Source organism: Alloprevotella sp. oral taxon 473 str. F0040 (assembly GCF_000318095.2).
Taxonomy (GTDB): Bacteria; Bacteroidota; Bacteroidia; order Bacteroidales; family Bacteroidaceae; genus Alloprevotella.
Genome location: NZ_KB290710.1, coordinates 180,480 through 200,013, shown reverse-complemented (window position 1 = coordinate 200,013; position 19,534 = coordinate 180,480). Strand labels below are relative to the sequence as shown.

At 46.3% G+C, this 19,534-nt stretch carries 11 protein-coding genes; 8 read left to right on the top strand and 3 right to left on the bottom strand.

Annotated elements, in window-relative coordinates; genetic code table 11:
• Nucleotides 1-19: 19 nt before the first annotated feature.
• The 6 genes from HMPREF9999_RS02350 (at nucleotide 20) to HMPREF9999_RS02325 (ending at nucleotide 9,998) form a co-directional block, all read left to right on the top strand.
• Complete coding sequence (locus HMPREF9999_RS02350; protein ID WP_157049580.1) at nucleotides 20-2,767, top strand: DUF3472 domain-containing protein; 2,748 nt, start codon at nucleotides 20-22, stop codon at nucleotides 2,765-2,767.
• Nucleotides 2,768-2,977: 210 nt separating this feature from the next.
• Complete coding sequence (locus HMPREF9999_RS02345) at nucleotides 2,978-3,325, top strand: MerR family transcriptional regulator (RefSeq protein ID WP_044062953.1); 348 nt, start codon at nucleotides 2,978-2,980, stop codon at nucleotides 3,323-3,325.
• Between the two features lie 79 nt (nucleotides 3,326-3,404).
• Complete coding sequence (radA, locus tag HMPREF9999_RS02340) at nucleotides 3,405-4,823, top strand: DNA repair protein RadA (RefSeq protein WP_009436696.1); 1,419 nt, start codon at nucleotides 3,405-3,407, stop codon at nucleotides 4,821-4,823.
• 704 nt (nucleotides 4,824-5,527) lie between these two features.
• Entirely contained in the window at nucleotides 5,528-6,574 is a 1,047-nt protein-coding gene (locus HMPREF9999_RS02335) for a hypothetical protein (RefSeq protein WP_009436694.1), read from the top strand.
• Between the two features lie 140 nt (nucleotides 6,575-6,714).
• The gene (locus HMPREF9999_RS02330; protein WP_009436693.1) at nucleotides 6,715-7,335 is read left to right on the top strand and encodes a hypothetical protein; all 621 of its coding nucleotides are present in this window, start codon (nucleotides 6,715-6,717) and stop codon (nucleotides 7,333-7,335) included.
• 275 nt (nucleotides 7,336-7,610) lie between these two features.
• Complete coding sequence (locus HMPREF9999_RS02325; RefSeq protein ID WP_009436692.1) at nucleotides 7,611-9,998, top strand: zinc-dependent metalloprotease; 2,388 nt, start codon at nucleotides 7,611-7,613, stop codon at nucleotides 9,996-9,998.
• 396 nt (nucleotides 9,999-10,394) lie between these two features.
• Here the strand turns inward: HMPREF9999_RS02325 and HMPREF9999_RS10570 are convergent, their stop codons facing one another.
• On the bottom strand, nucleotides 10,395-12,194 hold the full coding sequence (locus HMPREF9999_RS10570; RefSeq protein WP_009436689.1) for a hypothetical protein: 1,800 nt from the start codon (nucleotides 12,192-12,194) through the stop codon (nucleotides 10,395-10,397).
• Between the two features lie 185 nt (nucleotides 12,195-12,379).
• Nucleotides 12,380-13,708 (bottom strand): hypothetical protein, encoded by a 1,329-nt coding sequence (locus HMPREF9999_RS02310; protein ID WP_009436688.1) that lies wholly within the window; start codon nucleotides 13,706-13,708, stop codon nucleotides 12,380-12,382.
• Nucleotides 13,709-14,487: 779 nt separating this feature from the next.
• Between HMPREF9999_RS02310 and HMPREF9999_RS02305 the strand changes: the two genes are divergently transcribed.
• Complete coding sequence (locus HMPREF9999_RS02305; RefSeq protein ID WP_198144608.1) at nucleotides 14,488-17,229, top strand: ATP-binding protein; 2,742 nt, start codon at nucleotides 14,488-14,490, stop codon at nucleotides 17,227-17,229.
• A 146-nt stretch (nucleotides 17,230-17,375) separates the two neighbouring features.
• The gene (locus HMPREF9999_RS02300) at nucleotides 17,376-18,692 is read left to right on the top strand and encodes a hypothetical protein (protein WP_009436685.1); all 1,317 of its coding nucleotides are present in this window, start codon (nucleotides 17,376-17,378) and stop codon (nucleotides 18,690-18,692) included.
• Nucleotides 18,693-18,767: 75 nt separating this feature from the next.
• Here the strand turns inward: HMPREF9999_RS02300 and HMPREF9999_RS02295 are convergent, their stop codons facing one another.
• Nucleotides 18,768-19,508 carry a beta-L-arabinofuranosidase domain-containing protein gene (locus HMPREF9999_RS02295; RefSeq protein WP_009436684.1) on the bottom strand — a complete coding sequence of 247 codons (741 nt, stop codon included), beginning with the start codon at nucleotides 19,506-19,508 and terminating at the stop codon, nucleotides 18,768-18,770.
• Between the last annotated feature and the right edge of the window lie 26 nt (nucleotides 19,509-19,534).

Here is a 19,534-nt window from a genome sequence, read left to right as displayed (position 1 = left end):
CTTTGAAATACACTGCTCCATGAAAAAAACATTACTCTCCCTCCTCTGTATGGGATGCTCGAGTATGATGCTCGCGCAAACGGCTACAACGTGGAAAATTAGCGTGCAAAATCAAGGTACTGCCGGAGGTTACATCCTCGACAAACAAATGAAAAGCACTGAACGCGTGGGCTATTCCTCCCACTATCCGATGGAAGGCTACATGCCTGCGTGGTACATCCGATTCCCCAAAGGCACTTTCACAGTAAAGTCCACCAATCGCGGCACCATCGACGTGGCGCAGATGGACAAAGCTCAAGACATTGCCACCGCGCAGCCAGCCAACGACTTTACCTTCCGAGCACCTGCAGACGGTTGGTATCGTTTCGTGCTGCGCGGCGCACAGCCTTATTCTGAACTCCACGACTTCACCATCTCCTCCACTGATGCCAAGGGAGCTAATGCCGTATATCTAGCCGCATGGCGCAGCGTCCCCTCTCTCCACCTCAACGGGTTTGGAAGCAGCAATGGTAAACTCCCTGCTGGCGATTCCTTCAATTGGATTTACAACGAAGTTCAAATCCCAGACGATGCAGACTACAAAGGCACTTATGTCGAGGCTTTCGGCTTTGCGAAAGGCTACGTTGGTATTCAGAACAACGGAAAGATGGATGATGGCAAAACCAACCACACGGTGATTTTCTCCACGTGGGACAATGGCGACACAGACAGTGATGCCTCACTCGCAGGCTACAAACGAAGTGGCGTCATAGCCATCGACAGTACGCTCAAACGCACGGTAGCAGAACGCTTTGGTGGCGAAGGCACTGGTGTCCATGTGCTCCTCAATGGTGACTACTGGAAGCCCGGACATTGGGTGAGATTCTTGCTCAATGTGCAACCTGAGCAAATCCAACTCAAAGATGGCTCCAACTACGAAAATACAATCATCTCCGCTTGGTACAATGTGCGCGGCATCGACGACAAGTGGCACTACATCTCCTCCCAGCGCATGGCAGGACAGGTGCAGTATTTCGGCAGTGGTTTCAACTCTTTCCTCGAAGAGTTCACACGTGGTGCCACCAGCCAAGGACACATGCCCCACAAAGCCTACTATCGTCGCGTCTTCACTCGCTCTATGCTTGGCGGAGAATGGTTCAACCGCAACCAATTTCACTTTGGTCACACCGATGGTGGCACAGACAAAGGTGCGCGCAATGATAGATACCAAACTCAAATGGTCTACGATGGTGAACCAGCAGCCTACATGCAATCTGGCGGATACATAGAACCCAAAGCTGGAACTCCCATCACTCTGAAATATCTTCAACCTGGTGACTTCCTCCCTTCGGATGAGGCTCTCGCGCAACTCCATGCTCAATACGTAGCACCAGCCATCCAAAGACAAGACATTCAGCGCATGAATGCTCTCTTATCGGATGTCTACACCGAGATCCCTCAAAAGGAATGGAAGGTGACAGGATTTAGTTCAGAAGAAACCGTAGGTGAGAAAGACAATGGCCGAGCAGCCTTTGTCCTCGATGGCAAACTGGGCACCTTCTGGCACTCAGAATGGATGAGCAAAACGCACAACCACTATCCACACTACATAGACTTCAAACACCAAGGGGAAGTTCAACTCAGTCGCATCGTACTGCTCAATGAAGCTAAGCATTCTAGCAGCAACTATCGCGCACGCACTGTGAGCGTACAAGTGGCAGATCCTATGGGCGGTTGGAAAACTCAAGGCGTTTATGGCTTAGCCAATGCAGATCAACAAGAGATTATCCTCACCCAAACCCTAAAATTGAGCGACGGTCAAGGTCTGCGCTTGCGATTTACCGAAGGATATGGCCAAGGCGAGGGCTTTATGGCTATAGCAGAGGTGAAATTTGAGGGCAAGAATCCCGACCGCCTTCGTGAACTTGTAGCAGAACAATATGCTAAAGCCGATCAGTGGAATCATTATCCCAAGACTGATGTGGAAAAATACCTTGGTGAGGTGAATGATCGCCTCAACACCGCCACTGAGAAAGAGCTTTCCCACGCCCTCGTCTCTCTTGCCCAGAAGGGGAAAGTCATAAAATACGTGCCTATCGACAAATTGAGTTCGCTCAATGCCGAGCGTTGCTATGTGCTCACCAATGCTGAAGTGTCGGGCACTCTCGTACAACCTCTCAAGTCTGCCTCACCCTCTCTCCGCAATGTCGATGAGAAGATGGTGAAAGATGCCCAAGAGGCTTACAAGCAAGCCACAAGTGTCACAGATGCTACCGCCAACTGGCTCATTGTTGGGGACGATCGTTCAGGAAACCCCGCACAATATGTGGTATACAACCTACAGTCTGGCCAATTCCTCCAACCTGGCAACGGTGACGCGGCTGCAACAATGAGCGAAACTCCAGTGAAGATACAAATCAGTCGCAGAGGCATCGGCTTCTCACTGAGCAACACCACCGGCAAGCGTTCTCCTCTAGTGGCACATCCCACTGCTCCAGAAGGACAAGAGCTTACAGGGAAAGGCACTCTGGGAGCGGCTTGGCGCATCTTTGAGAATCTCTATCTCCAGCCCAAAGCAGCACTCGTGAAAGCCCTTCGCGATTATCTCAAAACTGGAAAATTTGTGGTACCCACTGGCATCGGAAGTCTCCATTCTGCGGCAGATGCCAGTGCAAATCCTAATGATGCTTCAGCAGCTCTTTTTGACCTTTCGGGACGTCGCATCACCACTCCTACAGCTGGACAAGTGGTGATTTCAAAGCAGGGAAAATCCGTGCAAACGCATTGATGCTTCCTCTGATATGTCCCAGTGACGAGCACAATTCTCTCCAAACTCCCCACGCTTCTAGGAGGAAAAGGAGGCAAATTTGCACACGTCACGAGAAAAACGTAAATTTGTAGCACACTTTGTGCGATCGTGATCGCGCCATTGTCGTCAATCTCCTAGGGATTGAGGGCAATGGCGCACACACTTTTCCTCACATCACTATCTAAAATTATGGCATTGTCCAAAGAACCTAAATACAAACTCTATTACTCCATCGGAGAAGTGGCCGAAATGCTCGGGGTCAACGACACACTCCTTCGCTTTTGGGAACGAGAGTTTCCTCAGATTTCTCCTAAAAAGGGGGGGCGTGGAGTGCGACAATACACCAAAGACGACATTGAAACCATCAAGGTGATTTACAATCTCGTCAAAGTCCGTGGCTTGCGCATTGAAGCCGCCCGCGAAGCCCTCCGCAAAAACAAAGAGGGTGAGGTGCAGTCTGCCGAGGTGATTGACCGGCTGCGCTCCATCCGCTCCGAACTCGTGGAACTCAAAGCGGCTCTTGGCGATTTGGAATAAGCCCATAGCCTACTGCTTCGAGCACTCTCCTGACTACCTCTTTCTGAATGTTTGATTTCTAACGACTAACGATTCTATCATGGCCAAAGCCAAAACTGCCTATGTCTGCGACAACTGTGGTTACGACTCTCCCAAGTGGGTGGGGCGTTGCCCATCGTGCGGACAATGGAACACCTTCAAAGAAGTCAACATCTCCCCCGTAGCCTCACCTAGCAGGGGCGCAGCTGCTGTGGTCTCGGCAGGACTGGACAGGCAGCGCAGCAAACCGCAGCGACTTTCAGAAATCAACGCCACCGAAGAGGAACGCTATGACACACACGATGCAGAGCTCAACCGCGTGTTGGGCGGTGGCATCGTCCCAGGCAGCCTGATTCTCTTGGGAGGTGAACCAGGGATCGGTAAGTCTACACTGCTGCTCCAGACCGTGCTGCGCATGAGCGACCGCCGCATCCTCTATGTGAGTGGTGAAGAGAGTGAGCGACAAATCAAACTGCGCGCTGATCGTCTCAGCACTTCCCCACAAACTCAAGGCAATCCCACCACTGCAGCTGGCGAAGAACCACTACTTTTTTGCGAAACTCGCCTAGAAGTGATTTTGGAACAGGTGAAAGCCGTGCAACCTGAGCTGCTCATCGTGGACTCCGTGCAGACCATGCAAACGGAGAGTGTGGAATCCTCTCCTGGCAGTGTGACCCAAATCCGCGAATGTGCCACTGCGCTGCTCAAATATGCCAAAGACAACAACGTCCCTGTGCTCCTCATCGGCCACATCACCAAAGAGGGCAGCATCGCAGGGCCTAAAGTGCTAGAACACATCGTCGACTGCGTGCTACAATTTGAGGGCGACCGCCACTATTTCTACCGCATCTTACGCAGCATCAAAAACAGATTTGGATCGACCTCAGAACTGGGCATCTACGAGATGAACCAATCGGGATTGCGCCCTGTAGACAATCCCTCCGAACTCCTGCTCACCCAAGGCGGTGAACCACTTTCGGGCGTGGCCATCTGTGCTGCTCTCGAAGGCGTGCGACCTTTCCTCATCGAAACCCAAGCTCTCGTTTCAACAGCTGCCTACGGTACGCCACAACGTTCGGCCACGGGCTTCGATCTTCGCAGACTCAACATGCTCCTTGCCGTGCTGGAAAAGCGCGTGGGCTTCAAGCTCGGGGCTAAAGACGTGTTTCTCAACATCGCAGGCGGCATCCGCGTCACCGACCCTGCCATAGACCTCAGTGTCATTGCCGCTGTGCTGTCGAGCAACGTGGACACACCCATAGATCGCTCCGTGGCCATGGCTGGCGAATGCGGACTCAGCGGTGAGATTCGCCCTGTGACTCGCATAGATCGCCGCATTGCCGAAGCCCAAAAGTTAGGGTTCACCCGTTTTCTCCTCCCGGAGCAAAATATGAAATCGCTCGATCGCCACCAATTCACAGGGATTGAATTAGTGCCCGTGTCGAGAGTCGAGGCTGCTCTGCGCGAACTTTTTGGCTAGAGCATCAAGGGGTGTCACATAAACTCTCCGAGAGTTGCTCCTAAAAACTCCGACTTTTTTCAAAAGTTCTCCGAGACTTTTCAGAAAATCTCCGACATTTTCTGAGAAGTCTCGGAGTTTTTTTGCACGTATGAGAGATGCGCAGTGTCATCTACGCCTACACGGATGCTTTTTATCCTGAAATACCTCGAAAATAACAAGCATATTTCTCCGATACTCCTCATTCGATTCAGCCCTTGAACTCGGAGTTTGTAATCTATAATGACGAATTAAAAAAACATATCCATCTATAAATCAAGCTATTTTACTGCTAATCCTCATTATTAAGTATTGCACAAACCAGTCGAAAATCGTAATTTTGCAATTACAACACAGAATTTCCTCCCTCACAACTCTTCTCCATCCATCACTCTTTTTCTATCATTATTTCCATCGCTGGCCAAGCGATGCAGATGAAAAGGGCGCAATATTTATTCACTCGTCCATAAGGTAGGAGCATTACACTCATCACTGAGATGATTTGAAAAGAATTTCTGCAGACATATTCTACATGTCAAACCAAAAAGTAAAGCATTTGTCTAGAAAAAACACTTTTTTGACATAGGAATATACGCATATCCCTCTTTGAAATTAGTGAATTTTGCAAACTCTAACTAGACATTTCACAGACATATTACAATTTAATTGATTAAAAAGACTATTAGATGCAACATTTTATTCGAAAATTCCTTACTTTTGTCGCTATAACCTTCGTCACTCTCGCCGCATTCGCAGGCAATGGGACTCCTCAGTCACCCTATACTGCGCAAGAAGCCTTCGAAAACCGAGATGCTCTCGCTAAAACGCAAGAGGATGTCTTCATCAAGGTGAACTTCATCGGCTTCGGCAACAGCCTCAAAGAGGCCACTCCTCAGCACCGAGTGGGCGACAACTTCATCGTGGGCACGGCTGAATATCCCATCATCGTGCGCGCCGAGCAGTTTGTTCGCGGACTCGAATGGGCAGACTCTAAGACCGACTGGCTCATACATGGCTATTTCATCTATGAAGGTGGCAAGAGATATGATGAACGTGGAGAATACGTCTTCGTTGCCGAAACATTGGACGGAGCTTATCGTGCTGTTATCGGTGATCAAGGTATCGGAGGTTTTGCCACAAAAGGTACTTTCATGCTCCGCAATTCAGATATCAAGCTGGTTTCTCCCTACATTTACCCACAAGAACGCAAACTCCTCACAGAGACGTTCCCTGCTCACACCACCATTGCAGGCAGCAAATTCGACTATTCTGCCTTTCTGCTCGTGGGTGAACCTGGCACTTATCCTGTGACGCTGATAAATCAAAAGAGTAATCTTCCCTATCACAAGACGATGCTTCGCTCAGGAGTCACTCGCACACCAGATATGAACCACACCTTCTACCGATTTGTTGTAGAAGTGGGTAGAGTGGGCTTTGAACTCGGGGAAAACAATGGGCAATATATTGATTTCAAACGCCCTACAGAGATTTATCTGGCACTCGACTACCACAAAATTCAAATTTTGAAGGAAGCTTTGCAGCTTGAAGATACTCATTTTCTCTCACTCACTCCTAAGACACTCACTGCTCTTCGCACCATTTCTAGCCTCATCACCACAACTCCCTCGGACGTATTCGACCTCAACGGCCGAAAAGTGGGCAGAGCTGCCCAACTTTCTTCTCTCCCACAAGGCATCTACGTGATTAACGGAAAGAAGATTTTGAATCACTAGTCGCTAGAGAGTCTGAGCGCAGAGCATACAAACTAAGAAAAACTCTTCGTGAGCCATCGGTTTGGATGTAGCAAAGTGGAGTGGCAGCCAAATTCTTACATAGTCTACCCATATATTCACCTATAAATCGCTTTTAGCCTATGCAACTTTCTACACTGAAATTGCTCTTCCTCTCGCTCTTTGTGAGCCTTTCCTCCGCAGTAGCCGTAGCTCAAACTCCTAAAAAAGCTGGCAACGGCACGAAGGACAATCCTTACAATGTGGTGGAAATCACAGGAAACGAAGAACTATGGATGAACCTCTTGGAAAATGGTCAAGAGTTTTACCTTGTGGAACGTTTTGCAGGCTTCGGTGCCAATGGCAAAACTCCCAAAGAGGAAGTGCAAGCCACGGATTTCCTCTTCGCCATTGGCGACACTGCCACTGTGAAATTTGAAGAAGGTGCAGAAAACACAAACGTGGTGCCACGCATTCTCCCAGCTTCTGGTCAATCTGTATTGGAGCAACTTCATAAACTGGAGCCCAATACTTGGCTCGTATGGAGAGGAGCTTTCCAACTCTTGGAAGAAGTGGGAGACTATGTCTTCAATGTTGCAGAAATCCTCGCAGTGCCCACGAGTGTGAACCGCGTGGCTGTTCCATCCTTCGCGCAACAAGCTGTTTATGACCTCAGCGGTCGCTTGGTGCAAACCCAGTTTCAACCTTCTGCTCTCCCACAAGGTCTCTACATCGTAGGAGGTAAGAAAGTCTTTGTGCGCTAATTATGTAAAAAGGATACGCCACTATCTTGAGGCGTATGCTGAAAAGTTAGGCAACTTCTAAGAACTTGCCTGCTAAATTCTTAATACTCATCACACGCGAACTCGCACAGTCTGCTCACTAGTAGGCTATGCGATTCCGTGCGTTTATACCAATAGGGTGAACATCGTGCCCTACAGCAATGCTGTCACCACCCAACTTATATGTCTAACTCCGCACAATCTTGATGCAAAAGAAGTCGAGATTGAGCAAAAAATGGGACTATCCCTAACCTCTAATGACCAAATTACTCTATGTCCTGCCGCTGGCACTGACCCTCTGCGCCACACCTGCACAAGCGCGCAAGAAGAAAAAGGAAACACCTCCTCCTGCTAAGGTGGAGAAAAAAGCTCCGATTCGCAAAGGATTGCTTAGTTTTCAACGTGAAAAAGACGATTGGTTTTTCGTTGTCTCCGATAGTCTGCTGAAACGTCCCATGTTGGTGACCACACGCTTCGTGAGCACACCTGCTGGTGCACAAATGTATGGTGGAGAAATGGCCAACAGCAAGATGGTGACTTGGGAACGCCACAACAACCAGCTGTTGCTCCGCAGCGAAATGTTTGCGGCTCACTCCGATAGCACTCAGCGCATCTGGAAATCAGTGGAAGCGAGTGCAGAAAATCCCATCGTGGCAGCCTTCAAAATCGAAGAAACACTGACCGACTCTGTGACTAAGGCTAAAAGTTATCGCATCAAAGCCACCGACTTCCTCAAAGGTGACAATCCTGTGACGGGCCTGAACACACGCAGCAAGGGCACTTTTGAAGTGAATGCCTTGAGAGGAGACCTTTCTTACGTAGACACGGTGAAGACCTTCCCTATCAACACTGAAATTATCACCGTAAAGACCTTCACTGCTAAGCCTAGCAAGATCCCCTCTGCGGCACATACTGGACTCATCACCTTCCGTCTCAACACTTCTTTTGTGTTGTTGCCCGAAAATCCCATGCGTAGCCGCACCTTCGACCCTCGTGTTGGCTATTTCACTAACTCATTTGTGGAATTTGATGACCAACAACAACAGGTGAAACGCCGTTCTATCGTAGCTCGCTGGCGACTTGAACCCAAGGAGGAGGACATAGAAAAGATGAAACGTGGGGAATTGGTAGAACCCAAGAAGCCTATTGTCTACTACATCGACCCAGCTACACCCAAACAGTGGGTGAAGTACCTCAAACTCGGTGTGGAAGATTGGCAGAAGGCCTTTGAGCAAGCGGGATTCAAAAACGCTATCCTTGCGAAAGAATGGCCTACGGATCGTCCCGATATGAGCCTCGAAGATGCGCGCTATTCGGTGATTCGCTATCTTGCTTCACCCATACCTAACGCCTATGGTCCCAATGTGCACGACCCACGCACGGGAGAAATCATCGAGAGTCACATCGGATGGTATCACAATGTGATGAAGCTGCTCCACGATTGGTACATGGTGCAAGCTGGTGCCATCGACCCACGCGCTAGAAAGCAGGAGTTTGATGAAGAACTCATGGGTGAACTCATCCGCTTTGTCTCCTCTCACGAGGTGGGACACACCCTGGGTTTGCGCCACAACATGGGAGCTAGTGCTGCTACGCCTGTGGAGAAGCTCCGCGACAAGGCTTGGGTGGAGAAGCACGGCCACACATCTTCTATCATGGACTATGCTCGCTTCAACTATGTGGCTCAACCAGAAGACAACATTGGCTATGCTGGCATCTTCCCACGCATCAACGACTATGACAAATGGGCCATCCAGTGGGGCTATTCTTACTATCCTAACGCTAAGTCAGAGCTAGAAGAACGTAAAACGCTTAACAACCTCACCGTAAAGACCATTACAGGCAATCGTCGCTTGTGGTTTGGTGGTGAGGGCCACGACAACGATCCACTTGCCCTCACCGAGGATTTGAGTGACGATGTGATGAAGGCTTCGGACTATGGTTTGAAAAATCTCCGTCGCGTGGTGAAGGGTCTCCCCGAATGGGTGCATGAAGAAGGCAATCTCGGTGATAACCTGGCTGAAGGCTACAAGGCTGTGTTCGGACAATACCGCCGCTACATCGGCCATGTGCTGGCACAAGTAGGTGGTGTGCACCGCGAACACAAGAGCGTAGAGCAAAGTGGTGCGATGTTCACCACCATGACACGTGAACGTCAACAACGCGCCCTCACTTGGCTCGACAAGAATGTGCTGCAATGTCCCACATGGATGATTAGCGAACCCTACATTTCTCGTCTCAGCGCCAAGCCTCAAGAGCTCATTCGTCCGCTAGCGGAGATGGCCGTAAGCCGTTTGGTGGATCCACACACGTTCAACAACATCGCGGTCAACGCCACTGGTGCTCCCACTGCTCAAGCCTATCCACCCACTGCCTATGTGGATGATTTACTCCGCCTCTTCTTCCGCGAAGCTACTACCCCCTATCGTGTGGGGTCATGGCGCAGATTTGTCCAACAACAAGCTGTAACTCGTCTCATCAAAGGCTGGAAAGCCACCGCAGATAGTGATGGACGCCCATACATGACGAGCTTGCTCACTCGCATCCAGTCACGTTTGTCTGCAGCCCATCCACAAGATGCTGCCACGCGTGCTCACTATGCCGACCTCTCTCGTCAGATTCGTCTAGCTATGGAAGGCAAATAGACACAACACCTTCTTTGGAACAATGCCATAATGATAGGCTCTCCTGCCCTTTGGGGTAGGAGAGCCTATCTTATTCTTTAGTGATACACAGTTATTTTCTTCTTTTCCGTGCGCCACTTCTTCCGAGTCCATAGTTCATATTACTGATGAGCCCTACTAAGGATAGAACTTTAAGACTAGCTCTTTCAATACTGTTTCGCCTCTACCCCTAAAACACCCAAGCGTGCCTCTGAGCATTGCAATCTTTTCATCCCCCCAAAAAAAGAAGGTGCCCTCCTCCCGGAGAGCACCTTCTAAAATAGCAAGAAACAAAAAGGAATCTTTCCTGGTGACTTGTTCAGTCACGTTCTAATAGTGCTAGGCACTTTAGCTCTATGCTATAGACCTATATGAGGTCTATAGCTTACCTGCAATAACAGCCAATTGAGTTTGGAGGTCGGCAAGCTTATCTTTAAGTGCTGCGTAGGCAGTTTGTGCTTTGCCATTGTCCTCTTTCACTTGTGCAGTGAGAGCTTCGATAGCCTTGGTGGTTTCGGCAATCTTGGCGGCAATCTCAGCTTGTTTTGCATTACTACCCTTCACTTGATTCTTGATGGCATGGAGTGCTTTCACTGCTGCATCGAACTTTTGATCAAAGTTCTTCAAAGCACCAAGAGAAGTATTCAGAGCTTCCAACTTACCCACAATATTAGGCATAGACTTAATAGCCTCTTGAATAAGATTGAGTTGAGTAGTGTAGTTAGGCATTTTGTCAAGACCTACTCGAATAGCCTCAAGCTTTGTCTTCAATATATTTGTTTGAGCTTCAATAGCTCCTTTGACCAAATCAATTACGCCACCTGTTTTCGTGATGTCTTTGATGGCCTGGGTAATCTCAGCCATCTTCTCAGCATCACTTTTCTTCATCTGATCAATGGACTCAGCTATCTTCTTAGCCACCTCCTCTTGTTTAACAAGGTTATCTTGCTGAGCCTTGTTAAGGATATCAAACTTTTTCTCTAGAGACAACGTTTGGGACGCAACTACTCCTTGGATTAGATTAAGCTTATCTTTAAGAGTTGTGTTAGTATCCTCAAGAGTCTTATTGATAGCTTCAAGCTTCTTTTCGTTGCTTTCCTTCATGTTATCAATAGCCTTAGCAATGAGTTCTGCCATCTTGCGTTGCTCTATGACCTGCTCATCCATAGCCTTCTTAATAGTTGCCAATTGACCAGAGAGTGTGAGCGTCTGAGCATTCATAGCAGCTTCGAGAAGTGCTAGCTTTTCTTCCAGGGTCTTATGAGTATCGCCTAAGACTGCGTTAATTTGTCCAAGCTTAGTTGCAACATCACCTCTCAAATTGTCAATAGCCGTAGCCAGCTTTTTGCCCATTTCTTCAAGCTTCAAGGTATGGTTAGCTATAGCTGTATTGAGAAGAGAGAGCTTTGATTCAAGTGTGAGCGTCTGAGCATTCATAGCAGCTTCGAGAAGTGCTAGCTTTTCATTGATACTTTTGGATTGGTCGTTGATTGCTTGCTTGATGAAGTCGAGTTTCGTACTTAAATCTCCATTCATGTTATCGATAGCTCTCGCCAGTTTAGCCCCAATCTCATCGAGCTTAAGGGTATGCTTGGCCATGAGATCAAGCGCAAGATCATACTTTTTCTCAAAAGTAAGTGTATGAGCCTTCATAGCAGCTTCGAGAAGTGCAAGCTTCGCAGCCATTGATGTAGTAGACTTATCAATCGCTTCTCTAATACTTGCCAGCTTGGCACTTACATCACCACTGAGATGATCGATGGCAGTGGCTAACTTGGTTCCCACTTCTTCTGCCTTCAATGTGTGGTTTTGTACTGCAACACGGAGCAACTCAAACTTATTTTCGAGAGAAAGAGTCTGTGCCTGCATGGTAGATTCAATGGCCGAGAGCTTAGTCTCAAGAGTTGCATTAGCAGATACGAGTACGTCCTTAATGCTTTGAAGTTTCTCTGATTGTTTCACTGCCATATTATCAATAGCTTCCGTAAGCTTCTTGATGGCTTCTTCATTCTTGAGCGAACCATTATTGATCGCTTCGACCACTTTCGTGAAATCATTGATTACACTCACGTTCATGGTGTAATTGATTTCAGGAGCGTCTTCTTGGCATGCAGTGAAAAGGCTAGGTGTTGCCAACAATACTGCGCTGGCGAACAGGATAGGTTGAATACGTTTCATGTTACTGAGTGTTTGTATGTGTGACGTATTGAGACTAATTTATGTGTGTACTTTGGGTAAAAGCAGGTGCAGAAATACAGCTAGATATTATGCAATGAAGTGCTGTATGCTGCGGATGTGTGATTCAGATAAGGGTTGGTTGGGATTTCCCAGTTAGAGGTTCAAACTCTAGAAAGAGCTGGAAATTATCGGTGTGATTGGATCGTAACTCTGCGACCTGTTGCATCAGGCTTACCATTCTTGTCACCAATAGCATTTTGTGGTTGGAGGTCTTCGAGAGAAAAACCTTCTTGAATAAGCACCATTACCACACGAGCTAATCGATGTTCGGAGAGTGTTTGGTTACGACCAGAAGTGCCTAGAGTGCTAGCTTCACCTAAAAGTGAAAGCTTCTTGCCTCGAGCCATTTGGGCAAACTGTCGCAACTTAGCTAGCTCAACAACTGAAAGTTCACTGCTGTTGTTCTCAAACTGAACGAAATGAGAAACCATCTGTCCTTTCTCGCAGTCTGCGAGTCGGATTTCAAGAGCAGCTTTCTCTTGTTCTACTTGCTGACGAAGAGCAGCCTCACGTGCAGCTTCAGCTTGTGCTACAGCTAGGTCTTCTTGAAGTATGTTGATACGTTCGAGTAGTTTGACAATTTCTCCACGATAGTAGGTACGACATACTTGAGCGCCACTCGTCACAAAGTTGTAACGCACAGTGGCTAAGCCATAGTACAAATGTTTAGGTGCAATATTGTTGCGCTGGAGCATAAAGTCTACTTCTCCTTTTAAGCCAAGTGTGAAACGACGGCTCACATCGGCTTCAACCTGAAGAACAGCTGGTATGTACAAACTCTTAAAGTTTTCATGACGATTGGTTGTTCGCACATTGCCAGTGATGACTACTGATGAGCTATTATCAATTTGAGCTAAACCAGTTAAGGGTTTCGTCTCACCACCTTTCGTAAAGGTATTGTTGAAGGTGAAAGCATATTCATTGCCTCGACCGATGGAGTATCCTACTCCAGTACCAGCCCAGATGTTCAGCCATTGAGCCTTGCGGTTGGGCCAGAACTCCATAGCATTGAATCCAGCACTAAGCTTGGCACTATGCACATTCATCAGATAATTGCCATAGACCTTGACAGGCATTTCGTGAGGATTAATCTGCGATGGACGCTGCTCTCTACGATAGCGGGATAATAGATAGTCAGCCCCAACTCTTACCCAAGGTTTAATGGTGAAGTCTACGCCAACACCTACAGCGGGTGAGATTTGATAGCTCCGTTTTGCATCGAGATTTCGATACCACACTCCAGACGCCCATGAAACTCCTCCTTGAGCATAGACACTCCAAGTGTGAGTGCGGAGCTCGCTATTGAGATCTTGGGGTTCCTGTAGCCAACCTAAGTCTACATTTTGTGCTTGCATGGAAGCCATGGCGGCGGTGGCGAACAGGATGGTAAGACCGACTTTTGCTTTCCTGCCTTTATTGGGCGGAAGAAGCGGTATTGTTCGTTTTCCGTTCATTGTATTATATTGCCTCCCTGTTGAAACTCTATTGGGCAACGCCTAAAGGAGGCTCGGGCGTTAAGGTTGTTTGGCTTTATATATTTTTGAGGTTTACAAAATATTGAGCTTAGAGTTTACAAATGCGACTCTATGCTGGCATTTTAATATTACGATGCAAAACTACATGGATTGGACGCAATATTCGTTGTGATTTCTGGACAAAAAACTACGATTCCCAGACCTTTCACAGAAGAAAAAATGTGATAAATGGACATAACAACAATCACAAAGCACTATTAATCAACACAAAAACAAAAACAACTTTACACTTCTTCAAGAACAATGTTTGTATACAAAGAAAATAGCTTTTCAAAAGAAAGACGTACTAAAAAGAGAAGAGAAAAACCACGATTCTCAATTATTCTCCCAAAAAAGTCTTTGATTTTTTCGAGACTCTTTAGATATTTCATATATAATAAAAAGGAGAGTTTATATGAAAAAATCATTTAGGAATACATGCGTAATATCAGTTTTATCTGTAACAAAAAAACAAAAAAAAATTGTTGTTTCGATGAAACATCGTATTTTTGGGTAATCTTATCATCATTTGTTTTTCCCAGACCTAGCACACGTCTACTATGTCATATCACATAGAAAATAAAAAAACTACTTGTTGTAGTGGCCACATTGCTATATTTTCAAGTATAAATGCTGCGAAAAAATCACTGTGGTTAGGTACATATTCTTTAGGGTGCATCATAATAATAAGCTCTTTACTCCTTATTATAGGCTGTAATGTGAAGCCTAATTCAACTCCAGCCTATACTGATGAGCAAAGACTACAGCTCGACACGACAACCAACCATACAAAAAATATAGACTCTCTCATTCAATCTGTAAATACACATCGAACTTCGGGAGATTTAGAACGAGAGATGGCTGCACTAGCTGCTTTAGGTCATGGTTATCAAACAGCAAGTCAATATGCAGATGCCGTAAAGACTCATGAACTGCAACTACATTTGGCCGAAATGCTCGATGACACGCTAATGAAAACCAGTGCACTCAATGATATTGGTGTGAACTACAGAAGACTAGGCCTATACTACGATGCTCTAGACTACCATCTTCGTGCACTTGAGACCTGTCAGTCGTATGCTGAAGAAGATATGAATGAGAAGATGCTGAAATGTAAAGCCATAGCTTATAATGGTGCTGGAAACGTGTATTTATCAATTGGCAGCTACCAGAAAGCCGATGAGATGTTACGCAAAGCACTTGCTGTGGAGAAACGTCTGAATAGCCATCTAGGGATGAACGTAGATCTAGCCAATTTAGGAAGTGTTTATGAAAATCGTGGTCTAATTGATTCGGCATGGATATTTTACAAAGGGTCAATGTATCATAGTGAGCTGGCCAACAGCTATACAGGCAAGGCTTATGGACACATGAACTTTGGGCGCATCTATGCTTTGCAAGGAAATTATCGCAAAGCCATTGAAGAATTTAGAGAATCCATGAATTTAGTACACACAGATCGCGATTTATGGCTCTGGATGCAACCAGCTCTTTCTTTGGCTGACGCTTATGTAGAAGCAGGTATGACAGATAGCGCGCGCATACAATTGGATAGTGCACAAGCCACAGCCCACCGCATTGCTGCTAAAGAATACTTATCGAAGATTGATCGGGTGAGGGCGAAGCTCAACGAACATGAAGGCAACCATAAACTTGCACTCATGCTCTATAAACAAGCTGATATGCGAGAAGACAGTATGGTCAATGCTCGTAATCTTTTTGAGATTGAGACCCTACAACGTGTAATTTCTGATCGCCAACACCAAAGAATAGAGGACATACGCAAACATGAATTCCAACGTGAACAATGGTGGAAACGATTATCCATGATAGCATTATTTCTTGTCACAGGATTACTTGGAATAGTACTCTACATCCAACGTCTCCGTCGTAAGAGCCTCCTAGAACTTAAGCATATATTGACCGTACGTGAGCATTTCTTCACGAGTATCACGCACGAATTCCGCACTCCCCTCACTGTTATTTTAGGTTTAACGCAAGATTTGCAACAATATCCAGCAAGTGAAGTACAAAACAAGGCACAAATCATCTCACGTCACGGAAATGGATTACTTACACTCATTAATCAGTTACTCGATATCACAAAGGTTAAGTCTTCCATAGGCAATCCTAACTGGAAAAGAGGCAATATAGAGGCACATATCTTAATGATAGTTGAGACCTACCGAGAATATGCCAAACAACGCAACATAGATTTACAATTTATGTCGCAGGGACCAGTAGAAATGAACTTCGTACCAGATTATGCTAACAAGGTTCTCAATAATCTCTTGGCCAATGCTTTCAAATTCACTCCAGAATTTGGACAAATTAAAGTAAAACTTCATCAACAAAACAAGCATTTATTTATTGACGTTTTTGATACAGGCCAGGGAATTGCCCCAGAAGACATCCAGCACGTTTTTGAGCCATTCTTTCAAGGGCAAGACTGCAGTGCCCCCATAGGTACAGGTGTAGGTTTAACCTTGGTTAAACAAATTATTGATGCCGTAGGTGGTACTATATCGGTAGAGAGTACGATAAACCAAGGTACTACTTTCCATCTCATAATTCCCATTAGGTCTTTACAATGTGCCAAGACTCTCGTTGAGAAGACAGATGAAACGATATCCTCTAATGAGCCTCTCATTCCCATACAAAACTTCTCTCTCTTCGACAGTGAAGAAGAAGATACCCAAACACGCCTACTCATCATCGAAGACAATCGTGATGTAGCCGCTTATATAGGCTCACTATTTACAGAACATTTTGCTGTTTCTTACGCCTCTCATGGAGAAGAAGGTCTAGAAAAAGCTATAGATTTAGTGCCCGATCTTATTATCACAGACCTGATGATGCCCAAAATGGATGGATTAGAGCTTTGTCGCTGTGTGCGAGCCAATGAAATTATCAATCATATCCCCATTATTGTGGTGACAGCCAAAGTGACTGAAGAAGAACGCATCAAGGGCATTGCTGCAGGAGCCGATGCTTATGTCACAAAACCCTTCAACAACGAGGAGCTGCGTACTAGAGTAGAAAAGCTTTTGGATAGACACCGGTCCTTGCGCTGTAAATATTGTGATTCTCAAGCCAATGAGCATTCCGAAGAATCACAGCCCTCAGAAGCAGAACGTCTATTTCTTAGCAAAACAGTGGATCACATCTATGCACTACTTGATAAACGCCAACTGGAAGTGGCTACTTTGGCAGAAAGACTCTGCATGAGTCAGCGACAATTCTACCGTAAAATAGTGGCTATCACTGGGGAATCTCCTGCCACATTCGTGTTACGCATCAAAATGCAACGTGCAAGTATTCTACTCAAAACCAAAGTAGAGCTCAGCATAGAAGACATTGCACTAAAAACAGGCTTTGAGCATGTGTCAAGTTTCTATCATGCCTTCAAAAAGGTTTATGGTGTAACTCCTAGTAAATATCGAAAAATGGAAAAAGGATAGAAAGATAAAGTCTATCGATTAGCTTTATCCCAATCTAAAGAAATGGGATGTATTGAGAACTGAGAGTGAACAAAAGAAGCATAGTTTATGCATACTGCTCCTCATCTTTTTCATATACATCTCTGCTATTATAAACTTAACGAGCAATGAAGGAACAATCTATCTTAGCTGAAGATGCATACCCTGTCAAAGAGAACAAACTAAATCATGGGGCAAACAGCAGTTTTCTATACCCCTCTTGCCACAAATGGCTATTTCTTCTTTTTATCACTCTATGTGCAACCCTCATGGGGAGTCTTCCCTCACCAGCACAGCGCATGGGAAGTGGAGAAGTATATGATGCAAAAAACTCAGTCGCTCGACGAGTGATAGTACATTATAGTCCTGATGCACAAGGGGTCTATCGCAAATCTACACAAAAGACTGTAGAGTCTGTAGATAGTATCGTAGAGATTTACGCCTACAACAAGCGAATAGGTGCCATTTATGTGCTCACAGAAATAGGGAACTACGAAGTTGAACTAAAAGGTGCGCAAGAACGTATCATGCGCAGAGACCGAGCAATCCCACACCTCACAGGAATAGCACTAGACAACGCTATTGCCGCACGCAACATTCAGCTGGTAGAACTCATAGATCAAAGAAACATCTATTACAAAGAGCGAGCCAAAGCCACCTTAGAAGCTCGCCAAAAGTTTGTTGCAGACTCTCTTAGCACGGTCTATGACTCCTTGGAAAAAAAGCGTTGGGAGGATGCTCAACAGGCCTATGCTGTACAAAAACGTAAACAATATATTGAGAACCACCCTTGGAATCTTGTGCCCACCAAAGGACATCGACTCATTTGCATGGATTCGGGTTGCGACAGTGAGAGCAAAACCAGCATGCTTCGCACGTATGGAATTAGTGGTGATACATTATTCTATAGTACCACAGAGCAACTGCCCCTAGACTTCCAATATGAGAAGGTTCATAAGGTACTTCTGCCTAAGACTCTCCAAGAAGATCCAGATTATCGCTATCACTGGGAAATTTTCAACGATAGTCTCCGCGCGCATCCCTTTTCTAGCGAAGCGCAAGTGATACAAAATGCAGCCGAATATCTGAGTGCACTCAATCGTCTTAAGCAGTTTGCTCCCTATGGCTTTGTGCGCCACTGGAGTTGGCACAACGATGCTAGTGTGTCATTCCACTTTTCCTACACCAATCTCAATGACAATCCCATCCGCGACATAGAGATACACTGGACACTTTCCACTGATGCAGGAGAAGCCCGCACTTCTGGTGTGTTCAAAGGAAGCGGCATGCTGAAAAGTGGTTCAAGCCACACCTGGGACTGGGACACCTCTACCTACAAAGCCCCTGCCGATGCTACCAACATGGTATTGACAAAGTTGGTGATCACCTTTGCCGATGGCAAACAACAAGTAATCCCCAAAAGTACTATTAGAATCGAACAATGACAAAACGACGGAGGACAGCTACTTCATGCAGCTGTCCTCCGCTTTTCCTTTATTCGGTGTTCTCTACTTACGTCATCAGTTTCCACTCATAGGAAGTTCATAATACACCTCTTCCATGTTGCGCCAATCACGGTCAAGCACCAAAAACCCGCGTTCCCATTTGGGAGAGAGGAGTCGGTGACCATTGAGAAATATACGTTGAGGATTCACCCCTCCTGGCAAACAAAGATAGAGAGAAAATCGCGTGCGGCTTCCTCCGGTTTGAGGAGTAGGCAATCCAGAGATGCGAAATTTCATGCGCCCCTCTTGAACGATTTGGTCTATCGTCACCTTCAGTTGAGGAGTGTTGATGGGAATCAGACAACTCTCTCTGAGGTTAATATAGAGCTTCTGTCCTTCAGTGGCAGCCACCCATCCCAAAGTGTTGAGCAGACGCTGCGCAGCCATTCGGCTCGTACTGTCTGCTTTTTGTTGTGCACTATATGATGCGCGCAAACTATCCAGGGCATGAATGAAGCGAGCATCGCCAGAGAGCAAGAAGAGCTGTTCGAGCGTGTGCACATCGCAGGCTGACACAGCTGGAGACTGGCGCAAGAGTTTGCGATAGTGCTTCACCGAATCTGTCACCAACTCGGGTGTTTGAGGGGTGAGATAGGGAGAAACTCGCATCGCTCTCTGCACAACATTGTCTTCTGTGGGATCTATCACCAAAATGCTTTGAGCCGACACGAAAGAGAGCGGCTGTTTCAGCGGTTTCTGTGCAAAGCTTCCGAGCGTGAGTCCGAGGAGAAGAATGAGAAAAAGGCGAGCTATCATCTTAAAACAAAAGTTAGAGGCAGACT